Genomic DNA, 17947 nt, shown 5'->3' on the forward strand with positions numbered 1-17947 from the left:
TTTAAGGATACTAAATGCAACAAGATTTCTATTTTTATGCTGCCATATTTTTAGGAGTACTATTTTTGATTGCGATATTTGTCATCTATTCATTTAATAGGGACAAACTCGAGCTAAAAAGAAATTTGACACAAAAAGAGCAAGAAAATTTTGAAATTTCATCAAATCTAACAAATTTAGTATCTAAAAATAGTGAAAATCTGCAACTAATTAGCGAGCAAAAAGCAAGGCTTATGTCAAATCACGAGCAAATAGACGAGCTCATCAGTGAGATCGATGCGCTAAAAACCAAAATAGCGCAAAAAGATGAAGCCGAAGATGCTATGGAGCGCATGATTAATGAGCTTAAAGAGAGTATCGGTACAGCAAATGAAAGAGCCAAGAATAACGAGGCAAATTTTACTGCAACACTAGCTGAACTAAATCAAAATAAAAATGCTTTAGCTGAAGCAAGTGAGAGAGAAAATAGATTAAAACGTGATATGGCTGTGCTTAGAAATGAAATAGAAGCAAAAGAAAATAGCCTAAAAGAGCAAGAGGCAAATTTATTAAAAGTAAAAAATGAGTTAAATTTGGAATTTTCTAATCTTGCAAATAAAATATTTGAAGAAAAAAGTGCGAATTTCACACAAAATAGCCAAAATTCTTTAGATCTTTTACTAAAGCCACTAAAGGAGCAAATTTCAACCTTTCAAGAGCGCGTAAATGCAGTCCACGACGAATCCGTTAAAGGCATGAGCGCGCTAGGAATGCAGATTAAGCACATAGGTGAAATTGGTATCTCAATGTCAAAAGAGGCAAACTCACTAGCTACTGCATTAAAAGGTAGCAATAAAACACTTGGAAACTGGGGTGAAATACAGCTTGAACGCACATTTGAGGCTTCTGGACTTGTAAAAGATGAGCATTACTTGACACAACAAAATTTTAAGAACGAAGAAGGCAAACGTCTTATTCCTGATTTTATAGTAAAGATACCAGATGGCAAACACCTAATAGTTGATTCTAAAGTCTCACTTATAGCTTACGAAAAGGCTATCACAGCCAGCAATGAAGAGGAGCTAAATTTAGCATTGAAAGAGCATATTGCTTCTATGAAAAATCACATAGATAGCTTAAATAGTAAAAATTACGGTGAGATCGTACCTGATAGTCCTGATTTTGTATTGATGTTTATACCAATTGAACCAGCATATATCGAGGCTATGAAATTTGATAGTTCTCTTTTTGACTACGCATTTCAAAAGCGCGTAATACTAGTATCTCACACTACGCTTATGCCTATTCTTCGTACAGTGGCAAATTTATGGCGCATAGAGCGTGGCAATGAAGAGGCCAAAAATATCGTAAAGAGTGCGATTAAAATTTATGATAAAGTCCGCAATGTGGCCGAGCACATGAATAGACTTAGCAATACACTAAATACTGCAAATAAACACTTTAACGCCCTTGCATCAAGTTTTAGTGGTAGAGATGGTCTTGTTAGTAGACTTGAAAATTTTAAACGCTTGTCTCCAGACGATCAAAAAGATATAGAAGTAAAAGAGATCGGCGTAAATAACGAATTAGAAAAAGAGGATTAGGATATGGCTAGAAAAACTAGCCATAAAATTTATTTTAAAAGACCTTGTTTTTTCATTTGTTCCATTACTTGAGCAAACATCTCTTTAGCTTGCTTGCAAGTAGCGTCTTGTTGCTCTTTTGGAAGTGCAGCAAGTTGATCCATTGATTGTTTCTTTTGGTCTTCATAAATTTTTACTTGTTGCTCTTGACCAGCTTTTTTGTAAGCTTCGACCATCTTATCGATGTCTGAGAAGTAAGACTTGCAAGTATCTGTAAGATCTGCAGCGTTTAGGCTTAGTGCAAAGCCAAGAGTAGCTAAAACTAAAAGTGATTTTTTCATCTCTTTCTCCTTGTGAAAATTTGAAAGGATTGTATCATTTTTATAATATTTTATAACTTAAATTAATAGTCAAGGTAAACACCTTGACTATTTTGGCTTTTAGCCTAGAAATTCACGTTTAAAATACTCTTTTGGAGCTTTGCAAAGCGGGCAAGCGCCTGGAGCTTTTTTGCCTCTATGAACATGTCCACATACCTCACAAACCCAGATATCTTCCTCGTCGCTCTCAAAAAAGCCCTCTTCATCAAGCATCTTTTTAAGCTCTAAATACTCTCTTTCATGCTCAACCTCAACCTTGCCGATCGCGTTAAATAGCCTCTCAACATCTCTTAACTCTTCTTCTTTTGCGATCTTTGCAAAGTCTGGATACATCGTCGTATGCTCGTAGTTTTCACCAGCTGCCGCATCAAGTAAATTTTTATCCATCTTATCGATCGGATCGTTCATTAGCTCGTGATATTTTTTAAACTCAGCTCTTGCATGCCATTTCTCATTTTCAGCTGCTTCGTAAAAGTGTCTAGCTATTGCGTGATAGCCTGCTTCTTTGGCTAGATCGCCATAAAGCTCATACTTATTTCTAGCTTGTGACTCGCCAGCAAATGCCTTCATCAAATTTACAGCTGTTAAATTTTCAGTGACGCATTTCATCTCTTCGCCACAACAGGTTAGTGTGCCGCCGCCAACTTTTTGAACTTCGATCTCGTTGCCGCATTTTTCGCATTTGTATGTTTCGTACTGTCTCATTTTGACTCCTATTTTGATAAAATTTGAGCGGATTATAACCAAATAATTAAAATATGTAAATAATAATTTTTATTGATAACGTATATTATTATTTTATTTTTTGCATAAAATTTGTGTGAGTTTCGTTACAAATGGAGAGACTAGCAAAAGCACAGGATACGCTACTACAAAAGCTTTTACGTAAGCAGTTAGCCAAATTTTTACAAAGCCATCAACAAAGCCAAGGTTTAGATATGTCAGCACAAATGACATAAAAAACGCCATAAATGCTGACATTATAAACGCAAAAACATATTTATAAAATTTTGCTGGTATCATGAAATTTTGCCTATCAGCTCCCCTAACCTTTTTGCGTGATCGAGCGCCTTTTGCCTCATCAAAGCAAGCTTTGCCTCATCGTGTCTACTCTGATACGATAGCCCTCCGCTATAAACATATCCTGTAAACTCCATCCCACAAGTATTTGCTAGTGCCTTAAGTGGCGGCAAAAATTCCTCTATGTCATAGCGCTGAAGCGCTTCTTTTTTATAAAGCTCTTCAGGCGAGCCAGAAGTAAATGAAAGCACCAGCTTCTTGCCACGTAGCTTATCTCCCTTGCTGCCATGAGAGAAGCCATGAACTAGCACATCCTCAAACCACTTTTGTAAAAGCGATGGCACACCGTACCAGAAAAATGGATAAACAAGCACGATCACATCAGCCTTTACTAGCTTTTCTTGCTCGGCCTTTACGTTTATCACGTAGTTTTTATAAAGCTCACTTAGTATGTCAAATTTAGCCTCTGGCACCTGCTTTTTTAGCTCGCTCAATATAATCTTATTTGCAAAGGAATTTTCAAGGTCAGTGTGACCTGATACAACTAAAATTTCACTCATTTTCTCTCCTTAAATTTACTTGCAAACAAAGCTACTTGCCTTGCTCGCGTCACCGCCAACATATGTAGCCACCTTTGGATAGGCACACACTAGAAATTCCTTGCCAGCGTAGGTCTTGCTCTTAGCTAGCATACTCTTTGGCGCTTCGCCCTTTTCGTGCCACGCCGCATCTATCATCTCGTTGTTTAAAATTTTCACATCTTTTAAACTCTCACATCCAGCCCTATCAAGGGCAAAAGCCGTGCTGCCAATGAGTGCCAGTGCGCAAAAAAATGAAATTTTCTTCATAACATCTCCTAAAATTTTACCTTGCTAAATGAGGTCTCGTTTTTGAGACCAAAGCTGTCAAATTCGTCTATTAGCCCAGCTCGCTCTTTGGCGTAAGCCTTGTAGTTTTCGCTGTGGCGGTAGCTCTCAAAGCTAGCTTCGTCTTTGTAAATTTCAACCAGCACCCACTTGTTTGGCGCGTCCTTTTGACTAAAGGCAAACTGTGCAAATGCAGCGTCATCTACGCTTTTTTGCATATATTTTTTGATGATCTTTTCAAATTTCGTATCGCTTTTTGCTAAGAGGCTTAAATTTGTGATGTGAAAGTAGGCATCTTTTAGGCGCTCTGACGTTAAATTTTTAGAAAACGCAGCCCTCTTTTTCACGCTTGTAGCCTTTTTGCTAGCCAAAATTTCAGCGCTTGCGCTTGCAAATTTCTTAAAATGCGCCGAGCTTAGATGCTTTTTATAAGCCGCCTCATCCTCATAAAACTCAAGCACGTAAAATAGCTCTGGCTTACTCTTTGCACTCGCAAAAAAGATCGCCTGCGTGCCTGGCTCACTCTTTGAGCTAAGGATATTTTCCCTGCCAAGCTGCTTTAGCAAGCTCTTGTTATTTGGCGTTGAAAGCAGCTCGTATAAGCTCACTTTCGCCTCCGCCCCAAAGGCAAAAGCTGCCGAAAATACTAATAAAAATAGCTTTTTAATCATCAAATTTCCTTAAATTTATTTCTCAACCACTCTTTTAATCCAAGCAAAAAGCTCGTCTAAATCGTAGTCGCCGCCATGTCCTTGTCCCCAGACCGCTTCAAAATCAACCTCTTTGCCAGCATTTTTAAGCGAAAGCGCGAGCATAGCAGGTACGGCAAGGGCTAAGTCGGTGTCGTTTGTGCCCTGTCTTATGCGGTAAAATTTCGCCGCTTCATTATTTTTAGCGTAGTTCATCGCATTCATCATCTTTATGACGCTAGCGTCTGCCATCTCGCCGCCGCTTCGCTCTTTTGCAAATTTAGTAAAGTGCTTTGCAGGCGTTTTGCTATCGCCAAAGAGGTCGTTTTCAGGATTTTCTAGCCCAAATCCGTCAAAGGCAATCACCGCTTTAGCGCGTTTTAGCGAAGCGATGAAGTCTTCTAGCTTAAATGTATATCCAAGCGAGCATCCCTGCGTGTCAAGGGTGATAAATTTAGGTGTGAGCGTGCTTTTGTCGCTGCTTTTTGTAGCGGTAAATGCCTTTGAGATGAGGGCGTTTATATACTCTTTGAAACTGCCCTCGCCGTTTTCATCAAGGCTTAGCGCGTGACCTTTGGTGTCTTTTAAATTTAGCGAGTTTAGATAGGCTGGGAATTTACTCTTTAGCTCGCGTGAGAGCTCTTTTTGCGTGGCGTTTAGCTCGCCTGTGATAGTCTTTTGCTTTTTGCTTCTGTCGTTAAAGCTAGCCGCATCAAGACTTGCAAAATCAATCCTTTCAAATTTATCCAAATCCCCAAACATCCACTCATACGCCTCGTCCTCATGCTCTAAATTTGTCACAGGGCAGTAGGCTGAGACGGCATAAATTTGATCGTCCGCTTTCGCAGCGCCTAGCTCTTTAAGATATGGCTCATACTCTTTTGCATTTGCGCTAACGCCCAGAAGTGCCGACATCGCACCGCCTGCGCTAGTGCCGTTTGAGATGATCTTATTTGCGTCGCCTGGCATAAATTTGTCGTTAAATTTAAGATATCTAACGGCCGCTTTTAGATCGACTATCGCAGCTGGCGCCTTGCCGATAAATTTCTCGCCATCTTTTAGCGTCCTGCCCCTAGCGCCAACGCTTGCCACGACGTAGCCTCTAAGAAGCGCTTCAAGAGTGGCATTTGGCTTTTCATTTTGAATTTCTGGCTTTGAAGGCATTGCTGGCATGTAGCCACCAATCGCATTTGGCATAAAAATAGCCACCTTTTGGTCGCTAAGTTTACTCTCTGGCACGTAAAAATTTAGCACCTCGTAGTCGCTAACTGGCTTTGCCACATAGACTATGCCTTCATATGCTCTAAATTTAAGCATCCTATCGCCAACTTGCACGCTTTTTAGCTCAAACTTGCTCTCGTCAAATTTAAGCTCACTTCCAAAGCAAGCACCTACTAAACAAACCCCTAAAATAGCAACTCTAAAGCCTTTCATGATCTGCCTTTTTATTTTGTCCTACTTTTTGCTTTACCAGCCTTGGCGTAGGCTACCAGGGCTTTAGCGCCTAGTTATATTTTGGCTCGTATTTGATAGCGTAGTCAAATTTAGGCTGGTGCAGTGAAAACTCAAAGCTATCTCTATCGACCGAGCCAACGCAATAGTGGCTATCATAAAGGCGAAGCAAAAACTCCGCCATCTGCTCGCTCGTGTGGTACTTTTTAAACGCCTTGTCGTAGTCGTAGTTCTCTTTGCTAGTTGCCACCATGCCAAATTCTGTTTTTGTGGCAACTGGAGCTAATACTTTTGCTTGCATCTTTGCCTGCTTGTCCTGTGCTAGCTCGTGGTAAAGTCCCTCACTAAAGGCACTTACGAAAAATTTGCTAGCGCAGTATGTGACGGCGTTTGGTACGATCTTGTAGCCGCCTATCGAGGATATGTTGATAAGCTGTGTCTCTTTGTCTTTATACTTTTTCGTAAATAGCGTTGAGAGCGTGACAAGTGAGATGATGTTTAAATTTATCATCTGAGTGATTTTTTCTAAATTTTGCTCGCCGACCTTGTTATAGTCGCCAAAGCCAGCGTTATTTATAAGCGCTTTTAACTCAAATTTTTCTAAATTTTGCCAAAGAGAAAGGGCGTTTTCTTGCTTTGAAAGGTCGCAAAGCTCTATAACCACATCAACATTTGCAAATTTAGCTATCTCGCTTTTTAGCTCTTCTAAAAGCTCGCCACGCCTTGCAATAAGGATCAAATTCTCCCCACGCCTTGCAAATGCTTTTGTCACCGCCGCTCCTATACCTGAGCTTGCTCCAGTGATGGCGATATATCTTTTCACTTCACATACTCCATCGGGCTATAAATTTTGACACCTTCGCTGTGGTCATCTTGCGCTACTTGTACGATCACTTTAGCGATGTCAGTCGCCCTCATCGGACGATACTCGTCAAAAAAGCCTTTTGGGATAAATTTAAACGCCTTTATCGCCAGGTACTCGCCAAGTCTAAATTCTTTCCTTTCAGCCTCAATAAGTGGCAGCCTAACGACGTGGAATGAACTATATCCAAGCTCTTTTATCTTTGCTTCTGCTTGACCTTTTGCCTTTAGGTAAAACGAGCCTGACTTTCTGCTAGCACCTGCAGCCGAGAGTAAAACAAAGCGTTTTGCGCCGCACTCCAAGCCAAATTTGGCGAAATTTATCGGATAGGTCACATCGACTTTATAAAACTGCTCTTTGTGCTTTGCCGCTTTCATCGTCGTGCCAAGCGCGCAAAATACGTCATCAGCGATAAACGGCACCTCATCTTTAAAATCATCAAAATTTACTATCTTTACTTCAAGCTTTTCGTGAGTAAATTCTAGCTCATGCCTAGCAAGGGCGATAACCTTACTATAATGCTCGCTCGCACATAAATTTTTTAAAATCTCACTTCCCACAGCACCGCTAGCTCCAGCTATAAGGGCGATCTTTTTCATATCTTTCCTTTGTAAAATTTAGATAAATTCTATCTCGCTAAGGCAAAAATTTCACTTATGGCCTCTTTTGTATAAATTTGCTCCAAGCCCCTGCCCTTTGCGTAGTCATAAACTAGCGCTATGATCTCGTCTAAATTTGTCTCATCAACGCCAATTTCAATAAGGCTTGTAGGTGTGCCAATATTGCTAAACCACTCTTTTAATTTCTCTATGCCTGCGTCTGCGTCATCCACGCCAAAAATTTCTTTGCCAAAGCGCTTAAATGCCTTTAAATTTCTACTCTTATACCACTTCATCCAAGCTGGCATCACCACACTTAGCCCAGCTCCATGCGCGCAATCAACCACCGCTCCTATGGCGTGCTCGATCATGTGGTTTGGATAAGAGTAACCAGCTGTGCCAACGTAAGTTAAGCCATTTAATGCCATCGTCGCAGCCCAGGCAAACTCGCCTCTAGCATCGTAATTGTCTGGCTCTTTTAGTAAAATTTCAGTCGTTTTCATGACCGTTTTGATGTTTGCTTCGATGTATAAATTTATGATCTCAGGCTGAACGCTCGCCGTAAAGTAGCCCTCGATACTGTGAGCGATGATGTCTGAAGCTGAATAGACCAAGTACTCCTTGCTAACGCTTGCTTGAAGAAGTGGGTTTACTACCGATACTTTTGGGTAAAGACATGCTCCGTGCATAGCAAATTTCTGTTTTGTGGCTTCGTTTGTGACGACCGAGCCACCGTTCATCTCTGAGCCAGTTGCTGCAAGCGTCATGATGTCAAATATCATAAGCGCTTCGCTTGGATCTTTGCCGGTAAAAAAGTCCCAAACGTCGCCGTTATATCTAACTCCAGCGGCCACAGCCTTTGCCGTGTCAAGCACTGAGCCACCGCCTATGGCTAGCACGCTATCGATGCCTTGCTTTTTAGCCAAATTTATAGCCTCATTTACCTTGCTTAGCACTGGATTTGACTTCACGCCGCCTATCTTGCAAAACTCGATGCCATTTGCGCTTAGGCTCTTTGTAGCAACGTCAAAAAGTCCGTTTTTCATGATCCTGTCGCTGCCATAGATGATGAGCGTCTTTTTTGCGCCAAATTCTTTCATGTATTTGCCGATGTTTTGCTCTTTGTCTTTGCCAAATTCTATTTTAGTAGGGTTTAAAAAGCTGAAATTTTGCATAGTTTCTCCTTATTAGTTTTAATGATTATAGTTTTGCAAAGCAAAAATTTTTGTTAAAAATAATGAGTAGAAATTTAAAAGTTTCTTAGTTTGATAGGAAGTTTCGAGATGATTTTTTTCGGATCAAAGCTATTTTTAGCATCAACCAAATTTCCAAAATTTTCACCTGTGCTAAGGAATTTTTGCAAATAATAATTGCCTCTATATCCAAGGTCATAAAGAATTTCAGACATCAAAGAAATATCTGCTTCATCTAAAAAATCTGCATGCACGGTTGTTCTTACTTCAAAATCAAAATTTATCTCAAGCAGATATTTTAGTGTGCTAATAAATTTTTCATATAAATTTGAGCCAGTTACGCCTGCAAATTTCTCTTTTGACGCTTTAAAATCAAGCGCGATATAGTCAATCAGCCCTTCACCTATCGCCTCTTTTAAAATCTCAATATGAGAGCCATTTGTATCGACCTTTAGGCAAAAATTTCTTGACTTAACCTCTCTTGCAAGCTTTAAAAACAAAGGATTTGCCGTGCATTCGCCACCACTAAAAACGATGCCATTTAGCTTACCTATACGGCGGTCTAAAAAGTTACAAACCTCATCCATTTCTATATTGCCATTTGAATTTACAACTTCTATATTGTAGCAATACACACATCGCATATTACAGCCTGCAAACCAAACTACTGCAGCCACTTTGTCTGGATAATCAAGCGTAGTAAATGGCGTTATACTAAAGACTTTATGCAAATTTATGGACCTTTTGAGATTTAAAAGGCACAGAAGATTGTGCCTTTTTTATTTGAGTTTTTATGTTTTTATTAGCTGCGGTGATTATCTTTTGCAGCAACTTGCGTATTCATCAAATTTAATACGCTCTTTGTGCTCACCTTTTTTACCAAGGTTAAAGCTCTCAACTGGGCGATGATAACCCATAACACGAGTATAGACTACGCATTTTGTGCGTTTGTCTTGTACTTTTTCCAAAATTTCTTTTTCTGTCATTTCCTCTCCTTATTTGGAATTGTTTTTCTCTTTTTCTATTAATTCTGCATCACAAAGTGGACAAAATTCATGCTCTCCAGCAATGTAGCCATGTTTTGAACAAACGCTAAACACAGGCGTTATCGTGATATATGGAAGCTTATAATTTGAGATTATGCTCTTTACAAGCTCCTTGCAGGCTTTAGGTGAGCTGATCCTTTCTTTCATATAAAGGTGAAATACTGTACCACCAGTGTATGAAGTCTGAAGATCATCTTGCAAATCAAGTGCCTCGTAAGCATCATCTGTAAAATTTGCTGGAAGCTGAGTTGAGTTTGTGTAGTAAATATTCTCCCCGCCACCTGCTTGGATGATGTCTGGATAGCGCTTTTTATCCTCTTTGGCGAAGCGGTACGTTGTGCCTTCAGCTGGAGTCGCCTCAAGGTTGTATAAATTTCCAGTCTCTTCTTGAAATGTCCTTATCTTGTCACGCAAAAACTCAACCATCTCAATAGCAAAATCACGTCCAAATTTTGTTGAGATATTCTCTTTATCATTTGTGAAATTTCTAAGAAGCTCGTTCATGCCATTTATGCCAATAGTGCTAAAGTGGTTATTAAAGTGCTTTAGATATCTAGCCGTATAAGGATAAAGCCCTCTGTCATACATCTCTTGTATAAATTTACGCTTTTTTTCAAGTGTCGATTTAGCAAGCTCCAAAAGATAGCTAAGCCTATTATAAAGTGCGACTTTATCGCCTTTGAAGTTGTAGCCTAGGCGAGCTAAATTTATAGTGACAACGCCGATCGAGCCAGTCATCTCGGCACTACCAAAAAGACCACCACCTCGTTTTAAAAGCTCTCTTAAATCAAGCTGCAAGCGGCAGCACATAGAGCGAACATGTCCTGGTTTGTAGGCTTTTTCGTTTTCTATCTTATTGCCATTTTCGTCATAAGTGTATTGTGAGCCGATAAAATTTTGAAAGTAGCTTGAGCCCATTTTGGCGGTGTTTTCAAAGAGTACATCCGCCACTTCGCTATCCCAATCAAAATCCTCTGTAATATTTACCGTTGGTATCGGAAATGTAAAAGGCTGCGAGCATTTATCGCCAGCTGTTAAAACCTCGTAAAATGCCTTATCTATGCGTGCCATTTCAGGCTCGAAATCCTTATAAGTCATATCGATTAGTTTTTCTCTGCCACGCTCGTTTGCTTTTTTCAAAATTTTCTCATCTTTTACATTTGAAAAAAGGTGTATATCATCACTCGTTGGGATCTGATCTCTTAGGTCGCTTGGGCAAGTGATGTCGATGGTTACGTTTGTAAATGGACTTTGTCCCCAGCGCGCAGGCACATTTAAGTTAAAAATAAAGCTAGTGATCGCCTTTTTGATCTCAGCGTCACTTAGATCGTCTTTGAAAACATAAGGCGCAAGGTAAGTGTCAAAGCTAGAAAACGCCTGAGCACCCGCCCACTCGCTTTGCAAAATTCCTAAGAAATTTGCCATCTGATAAAGCGCCTCTCTAAAGTGCTTTGGCGCTTTGCTCTCGACCCTACCACGAACGCCGTTAAAGCCCTCGTTTAACAAAGCTCGCAAGCTCCAGCCAGCACAATACCCTGTAAGGCAGTCAAGGTCGTGGATATGGTAGTCGCCATTTCTGTGAGCAAGTCCCTCTTCTTTGCTATAAACAGCGTCTAGCCAGTAGTTTGCGATGACTTTACCAGCGGTATTATTGATGAGTCCTGCGTTTGAGTAGCTTGTATTTGAGTTTGCAGAAATTCTCCAGTCGGTACCATTTATATACTCATTTATCGTTTGAGTTGAATTTATGTAAGTCGTATCGTCATTTAGGCCTAAAATTTGCTCACGTTGAAGCTTGTGTGTGTGGCGGTAGAGCATAAAGCTCTTTAAAACGTCGAAATATCCGCTATTAAATAGCTCTTTTTCGATCGCATCTTGGATGTCTTCGACTGTTATCGCGCTTGATTTTTGAAAGATATCTTGGACAACATTTGTAAAAACTTTCTCATCATAAGCTAGATTTTCGCTAGCAAATGCTTTTTTTATCGCATCTACTATCTTATATGCTACAAATTCTTGTCTTGTGCCATCTCTCTTCAAAATCTCACGCATTACTCGCTCTTTCTTCTAAATTTTTCAATATAAAGTTTAAAAGTATAGGACAAGAAAGCTTAAACAATAGATAACTATTTTATCTTGTTTAATAATATTTATCAAAAAATATAAAATTTTGGAAAGTTTTCTTAAATGATAGATTGACGTTATTTTAGGTATTTCAAACTAAATTTTGATTATTTTACTTAAATAAATAGTTTAATTTTAGTTTTTAAAATAGTGTATTTAGTTTTTTTATATAGATCTTTATTTTAATTTATGTCAATACTCACCGGTTTTCAATAAAGGAGTTTTAATGAAAAAACTCACAACACTCATACTAGGCCTACTTTTGGGTGGCTGTATAGCATCAAACGGCGCAAAATAACCCAAAGATGGCATGATAAAAAACTTTTCGAAGTGCACCTTAAAATCGGATAGCACAGTCATTATGCTGATGCCAAGTAGTGGCTTTCCTGCTGACGCGATAGCTAGCGCAACAACTAGCGTTTCAAACAATGGCGGAGGCTTTTATAACAATATAACAACTGAAATGCAAAAGAGTTTAAATGCCTTTGTGACCTACGGCGAAAGCGGCATTAAAACGGAGTCACTTATGGCAAATATCTTTACAAGGCTAAAAGAGCATAATGTAAATGGCATGCAGTTTTGCATATCAGCAGGACTAGAAAAGAGCGAGAAACTAGGCAAGCTAGCAGATGAACTTGGTATAAAATTAAGATTTGTGATACTTCCGTAAATTTATAAATTATAAATTTAATAGACGATTTAAAAATTTAAGAGAGAAATTTCTCTCTTAAATTTTAACTACTGACATCCTTCACATTCGATCGAGCGGTCAGCCACGTCGTTTAGTTTTTCGCTGTCTGGGCTTTCAGAGCGTAGATAGTAGGTTGATTTTAGTCCGAGCTCCCATGCAAGCGTGTAAATTTCACTTAGATATCCACCGCTTGCTTTGTCTAAGCTCATGAAAATATTTAGACTTTGACCTTGGTCGATCCACTTTTGGCGGATCGCGCCTGCTTTTATAAGAATTCTTTGATCAAGCTCATAAGCTGGTGTGTAAAACTGCCAAGTATCAGGGCTTAAATTTGGCACAACATTTGGGATCATACCGCTTAGGTTGTGCTCAAACCACTTGCGTTTATAGACTGGCTCGATGGTCTGAGTGGTGCCAACAAGGATCGAGATCGAGCTAGTTGGAGCGATCGCCATTAGGTAGCCGTTTCTCATGCCGTCACGTTTGACTTTCTCTCTTAGCTTGTCCCAGTCGCAGACATTTTCGTCAAATAGTCCGCCTTTATCATTTAAAAGTGCTTTTGCATTCTCGTTTGCGGTGTCTATCGGCATGATGCCTTTGCTCCATTTTGAGCCCTCAAATTTTGGATATATGCCCTTTTCTACGGCTAAATTTGAGCTAGCATAGATCGCGTTGTAGCTTATGTTTTCCATTATGCTATCAATGAGCGCCAAATGCTCATAGCTGCCCCATTTTACGTTTTTCTCGGCTAGCATTTGCGCCTCACCCATGACACCAAGGCCGATCGAGCGAGAAGCTAGGTTTGTGTGCTTTACCTTTTTGTGTGGGTAGAAATTTAGGTCTATAACATTGTCAAGCATTCTGATAGCTATCGGCACGACACGCTCGATATCCTCTTTACTGTTTATCTTGCTTAAATTTATACTTGCAAGGTTGCAAACTGCCGTTTTGCCCTCGATGCTCTCTTTTTCTACGATAAAAATTTGCTTGCCTTTTAGGCTATCAAGCGCGCTAAGCTTTTTGGCTTTTTTAGTTATGCCACTATCGACCGTGACGTCTTCTTCTTCGTCAAATAGCTCCTCGCCGCCGTCTTCATAAGTGATCTTGATCTTATAGTAGTTTGGTGCTGTGTTTTGGAAAATTTCGGTACATAAATTTGAGCTTCTGATAATGCCCTCGTGGTCGTTTGGATTTGTTTTGTTGGCATTGTCTTTAAAGCATAAAAATGGCATGCCAGTTTCAAAATAGCTAGTTAAAATTTTCTTCCAAAGCTCTTTTGCAAGGATAGTGTTTTTCTGGATATTTTCGTCGTTTTCATACTCCAAGTATCTCTTTTCAAACGCCTCGCCGTAAAGGTCGCAAAGATCGCTTACTTGAGCTGGGTCAAAGAGGCTCCAGCGGCCATTTTCTTTGACACGCTTCATAAATAGGTCGTTTATCCAAAGTGCAGGGAAAAGCTCGTGTGCGCGGCGTCTCTCTTCGCCTGAGTTTTTACGAAGATCGAGAAAATCACTTACATCCATATGCCAAGGCTCGATATAAACAGCGATCGCACCCTTTCTAGTGCCTAGTTGATCGACCGCTACTGCGATGTCGTTTGTCACTTTTAAAAATGGAATGATACCGCCAGCTGCGTTTTTGTGTCCGTCGATACTGCCGCCCATCGCACGCACCTTGCTCCAGTCCCAGCCGATACCGCCACCAAATTTTGAAAGTAGTGCCATCTCTTTGTAACTATCAAAAATTCCCTCGATATTATCAGGCGTACTGCCTACATAACAGCTACTTAGCTGGTGGCGTGTAGTCCTTGCGTTTGAAAGCGTTGGGGTGGCTAGCATCACTTCAAATTTAGAGATGAGGTCATAAAATTTCTTAGCCCAGCCTTGACTATCTAGCTCGTTTTGCGCAAGAAACATCGCAATTGCCATAAACATGTGCTGCGGTAGCTCGATCGGCATACCATTTTTGTCTTTGATGAGATAGCGGTCATAAAGCGTCTTGATACCAAGGTATGCAAACTGAAGGTCACGCTCAGGCTTGATATAAGCGTTTAGATCCTCAAGATCGTACTTCTCTTTTAGCCCAGGGATGATGCGGCCTACTTTTTCACCTTTTACTAGGTAGTCTTTTAGGTGGTTGTAGCCGTTAAATCCAGATACTTTGTGATAAAGGTCGTATAAAAATAGCCTCGCAGCGACAAATGTCCAGTTTGGGCGGTCGATATCGATCTTATCAACTGCTGTTTTTATAAGGGTTTGCTGAATTTCCTCAGTCGTTATCATATCTCTAAACTGAATTTTCGCGTCTACCTCAAGCTCACTAAGACTTACGTTACTAAGGCCTAGGACCGCTTCGTTTGTATATTTTTTGATCTTACTTATATCAAGCTCTTCGGTTCTACCATTACGTTTTATAACTTTCAAAAATATCTCTCCATGTTAAATTTTAATTTGGGATTTTATCCAAAAGGAGATAAAAACTCTCTTTGTTAAAAGGCTACTTATTAAATATAAAAACAAATCACTAAAGCAAAAAATAAAAGCAATTAGGTAATCTACTCCGAATGTCTTATTTTAAAAAGTAAAGATTGCAAAAAAATAAGCGTGATAAACTCATGGATAATCTTTGATTATTAAAGATTAAGCATAATCCGTTGCCAATAAAGCCTACGGTTTGTATGTATTTGCTATTAGTACGTATATTACGTAAAATTTGACATGGCCATACAAAAATATTTAAAAGCAATAAACTAAAAAATAGTGTGCTTAAGATTAGTATGGTGTCCTAGTTTATTTTTGTGGTCAGAGTAACTACAAGGGGTGTTAAGTTTACCCCTTGTGTTTAAATTTATTTGCCAAAGACTCTGGCAAAAATTCTATCTACATTTTTAGTGTAGTAGTTGTAATCAAAGCACTCTTTGATCTCATCTTTGCTAAGGCTCTTAGTTAGGTCCTCGTCGTTTAGCAAATTTTGTAAAAACAGGCTGTGGCCTTGCTCGTCGATCGCTTTTTTGCCCTCTTGCAAGTCCGCCCAGACCTTCATGGCGTTACGCTGAACGATCTTGTAGGCGTCCTCTCTAGAAATTCCACGTTGCGGTAGCTGTAAAAGCACGCGCTGTGAAAAGACTAGGCCGCCTGTTAAATTTAAATTTTTCATCATATTTTCTGGATAGACGACTAAATTTGCTATCAAATTTTTGATACGAACTAGCATAAAATCAGCCGTGATAAACATATCTGGCAGGATAAATCTCTCAACCGAGCTGTGGCTGATATCGCGCTCGTGCCAAAGGGCGACGTTTTCAAGAGAAGGCGTGACGTATGAGCGTAGCACCCTGCAAAGACCGGTGATGTTTTCGCTAAGGACTGGATTGCGCTTATGCGGCATCGCGCTTGAGCCCTTTTGTCCTGGGCTAAAGTACTCCTCCGCCTCGTAAACTTCGGTCCTTTGATAGTGCCTAATGGCAACTGCGATCTTCTCGCAAGTAGAAGTCAAGATAGCCATAGCGCTCACCACGTGGGCATAGCGGTCGCGCTGGATCACTTGATTTGACGCTGGAGCAGCCTTAAGACCTAGCTCCTCGCATGTTAGCTCTTCAAATTCCATCGGAGCGTGGGCTAAATTTCCCATAGCGCCTGAGAGTTTGCCATAGCTGATCGTATCTTTTGCGTCTTTGATGAGCTTTAGTGCCCTTGCGATCTCGTCGTACCAGATGGCAAGCACAAGGCCAAAAGTTATCGGCTCGCCGTGGATGCCGTGGCTTCTGCCGACCATGAGCGTGTGCTTGTGCTCGTTTGCTCTGTTTTTGATCGCCTGCATAAACTCCTCTACGTCGCTGATGATGAGCTCTAGGCTCTCTTTCATCTGAAGCGCGACGGCTGTGTCGATACAGTCGCTTGAGGTCATGCCGTAGTGCACGAACCTGCTCTCATCGCCAAGGCTCTCGCTGACGCTTGTTAAAAATGCGATGACGTCGTGCTTTGTCGTCTTTTCTATCTCGTCGATGCGAGCCACTTCAAATTTAGCGTTTTTGCAAATTTTCTCGCAATCGCTGTCGCTTATGAAGCCAAGTTTATTCCAAGCTTTAACGGCAGCTTTTTCTACCTTGAGCCAAGCGTCGTATTTTGCTTGTATGCTCCACTTTTCAGCCATCTCTTTGCGTGAGTATCTTTCGACCATTGTTGAACCTTTTTGTATTAGTTTTTCTTTATCATAAAAGTAAATTTTAGCCTTGAAAGCCAAAAATCACATCGTATAATTTTATAAAATTTAAGTTTGGATTATATAAAATCCGGGCTGAAATGTCGGTTATACGCTTATAAATTTGGGCTTAAGATAGCTCGCTCGTTTTTCAAAAGGATTATTTTTGCCCTACGTAAATAAATTTATCATTAATGCAGATCATCAAAAAGCTTATGAAATTTTACTGCAAAATGGCTTTAACATGAGCCAAACCCAGCGCCTCATCGATAAAGGCAGGCTGATCTGTGACGGCAGTGTCGTGAGCGAGAAAAATGCTATTTTGTGTGGCGATATTTTTTTGATCGACTATGAGGCGGAGCCAAAGGGACTAAAACCAATCTTTGAGTGTGAGAGCTTTGCCGTATTTGATAAGCCAAGTGGTGTGCTGAGCCACCCAAATGGCAGACACTGTGAGTACTCACTAAATGATGAAATTTATACGCTTTTTGGACGAGGTGCGAGCGTGGCACATAGGCTAGACTTTGAGACGAGTGGCGTGATAGTCGTGGGCAAAGATAGAAATTCTATGATTAAACTAAAGAAAATTTTTGAAAATAGAGAGGTTTCTAAAAGCTACGTCGCGATGGTACAAGGCAAGATCGAGCGAGAATTTACTATCGATGCTAAGATGGATCTAGCGAACAACTACGACGATGTGAAAATGCGAATGCAAATTTGTGAAAATGGCAAGAGTGCGGTGACTAAAATTTTGCCGATCAAATATTTTGACGACATCGATACGACTTTGGTTCGTGCTATCCCACTCACTGGCAGGCAGCATCAAATTCGGTTGCATTTGTTTCATGTGAAACACAAGATCCTTGGCGAACCACTTTATGGTTTGTCTCGTCCGCAGATCGAGAAAATTTTAGACAAAGAGATGAGCGAGCGTGAACGGATAAATTTAACTGGAGCAAAAAGGCTCTTGCTTCACTCAGATAAAATTTCTTTTAAATTTGATGAAATTTTTTACACCATAAAAAGTAAATTTGACGCTGAAAGCGAGTTTTATAGATTTGCAAAAGAAGGTTTACTTTAGTCTAAAATTTTTTAATAAATTTCTATTTCTCATAAACCTTTACCTGCTTTTGCCAAAGTTTATCGCATTTAGATACCATAATGATAATTTTGTAGTTTATGTAATTAACACTCCATTTTATTTCTTTATGAGAGCTAGGCTTTATCTTGATGTTAAGGCTTAGAATTTATGCCTATCTTTTT

General features: G+C 40.0%; 16 protein-coding genes and 1 pseudogene. 3 read left to right on the plus strand and 14 right to left on the minus strand.

The annotated features are described in order from the left end of the window. Positions 1-14: 14 nt before the first annotated feature. Positions 15-1583, plus strand: a complete 1569-nt coding sequence (gene rmuC, locus CVT13_RS06025) for a DNA recombination protein RmuC (RefSeq protein ID WP_107811942.1) — start codon at positions 15-17, stop codon at positions 1581-1583. Positions 1584-1612: 29 nt separating this feature from the next. Here the strand turns inward: rmuC and CVT13_RS06030 are convergent, their stop codons facing one another. The 12 genes and pseudogenes from CVT13_RS06030 to CVT13_RS06090 form a co-directional block, all read right to left on the minus strand. Beyond that, positions 1613-1903 (minus strand): DUF5339 domain-containing protein, encoded by a 291-nt coding sequence (locus CVT13_RS06030; protein ID WP_084109925.1) that lies wholly within the window; start codon positions 1901-1903, stop codon positions 1613-1615. Positions 1904-2002: 99 nt separating this feature from the next. Continuing rightward, a complete protein-coding gene (locus tag CVT13_RS06035; protein WP_021091887.1) occupies positions 2003-2647 on the minus strand; it encodes a ferritin family protein in 645 nt (214 codons plus the stop codon). Positions 2648-2740: 93 nt separating this feature from the next. Then, complete coding sequence (locus tag CVT13_RS06040) at positions 2741-2965, minus strand: DUF2798 domain-containing protein (protein WP_103577173.1); 225 nt, start codon at positions 2963-2965, stop codon at positions 2741-2743. Next, entirely contained in the window at positions 2962-3522 is a 561-nt protein-coding gene (locus CVT13_RS06045; protein ID WP_107811943.1) for an NAD(P)H-dependent oxidoreductase, read from the minus strand. Before CVT13_RS06045 ends, CVT13_RS06040 begins: the two co-directional genes overlap by 4 nt. Positions 3523-3537: 15 nt before the next feature. Further along, positions 3538-3810, minus strand: coding sequence for a hypothetical protein (locus CVT13_RS10280; protein ID WP_199907284.1), 273 nt, complete (start codon positions 3808-3810; stop codon positions 3538-3540). Between the two features lie 8 nt (positions 3811-3818). Continuing rightward, positions 3819-4499 carry a putative quinol monooxygenase gene (locus CVT13_RS06055; protein ID WP_107775642.1) on the minus strand — a complete coding sequence of 227 codons (681 nt, stop codon included), beginning with the start codon at positions 4497-4499 and terminating at the stop codon, positions 3819-3821. Positions 4500-4514: 15 nt separating this feature from the next. Continuing rightward, positions 4515-5951: a subtype B tannase gene (locus CVT13_RS06060; protein ID WP_107811944.1), complete on the minus strand. Its 1437-nt coding sequence runs from the start codon at positions 5949-5951 to the stop codon at positions 4515-4517. Between the two features lie 70 nt (positions 5952-6021). Further along, positions 6022-6792, minus strand: a complete 771-nt coding sequence (locus CVT13_RS06065) for an SDR family NAD(P)-dependent oxidoreductase (protein WP_107811945.1) — start codon at positions 6790-6792, stop codon at positions 6022-6024. Continuing rightward, positions 6789-7430 (minus strand): NAD(P)H-binding protein, encoded by a 642-nt coding sequence (locus CVT13_RS06070; protein ID WP_107811946.1) that lies wholly within the window; start codon positions 7428-7430, stop codon positions 6789-6791. Before CVT13_RS06070 ends, CVT13_RS06065 begins: the two co-directional genes overlap by 4 nt. A 29-nt stretch (positions 7431-7459) precedes the next feature. Then, the gene (locus CVT13_RS06075) at positions 7460-8605 is read right to left on the minus strand and encodes an iron-containing alcohol dehydrogenase (RefSeq protein ID WP_087578062.1); all 1146 of its coding nucleotides are present in this window, start codon (positions 8603-8605) and stop codon (positions 7460-7462) included. Between the two features lie 74 nt (positions 8606-8679). Beyond that, the gene (locus tag CVT13_RS06080) at positions 8680-9354 is read right to left on the minus strand and encodes an anaerobic ribonucleoside-triphosphate reductase activating protein (protein ID WP_107811947.1); all 675 of its coding nucleotides are present in this window, start codon (positions 9352-9354) and stop codon (positions 8680-8682) included. A gap of 84 nt (positions 9355-9438) precedes the next feature. Further along, positions 9439-11721: pseudogene (locus CVT13_RS06090) on the minus strand (ribonucleoside triphosphate reductase). A gap of 382 nt (positions 11722-12103) precedes the next feature. On the opposite strand from CVT13_RS06090, the gene CVT13_RS06095 reads away from it, so the two are divergent. Further along, positions 12104-12463, plus strand: coding sequence for a hypothetical protein (locus tag CVT13_RS06095; RefSeq protein ID WP_107811948.1), 360 nt, complete (start codon positions 12104-12106; stop codon positions 12461-12463). Positions 12464-12531: 68 nt separating this feature from the next. Here the strand turns inward: CVT13_RS06095 and CVT13_RS06100 are convergent, their stop codons facing one another. Both CVT13_RS06100 and purB read right to left on the minus strand, forming a co-directional pair. Next, positions 12532-14907, minus strand: a complete 2376-nt coding sequence (locus tag CVT13_RS06100) for a ribonucleoside-diphosphate reductase subunit alpha (RefSeq protein WP_107811949.1) — start codon at positions 14905-14907, stop codon at positions 12532-12534. Positions 14908-15331: 424 nt separating this feature from the next. Continuing rightward, complete coding sequence (purB, locus tag CVT13_RS06105) at positions 15332-16663, minus strand: adenylosuccinate lyase (protein ID WP_107811950.1); 1332 nt, start codon at positions 16661-16663, stop codon at positions 15332-15334. A gap of 187 nt (positions 16664-16850) precedes the next feature. Here purB and CVT13_RS06110 point away from each other — a divergent pair, with 187 nt between their 5' ends. After that, positions 16851-17765: a pseudouridine synthase family protein gene (locus CVT13_RS06110; protein WP_107811951.1), complete on the plus strand. Its 915-nt coding sequence runs from the start codon at positions 16851-16853 to the stop codon at positions 17763-17765. Positions 17766-17947 lie beyond the last annotated feature (182 nt).

The sequence above is a fragment of the Campylobacter concisus genome (assembly GCF_003049085.1).
In the GTDB taxonomy this organism is placed as follows: domain Bacteria; phylum Campylobacterota; class Campylobacteria; order Campylobacterales; family Campylobacteraceae; genus Campylobacter_A; species Campylobacter_A concisus_H.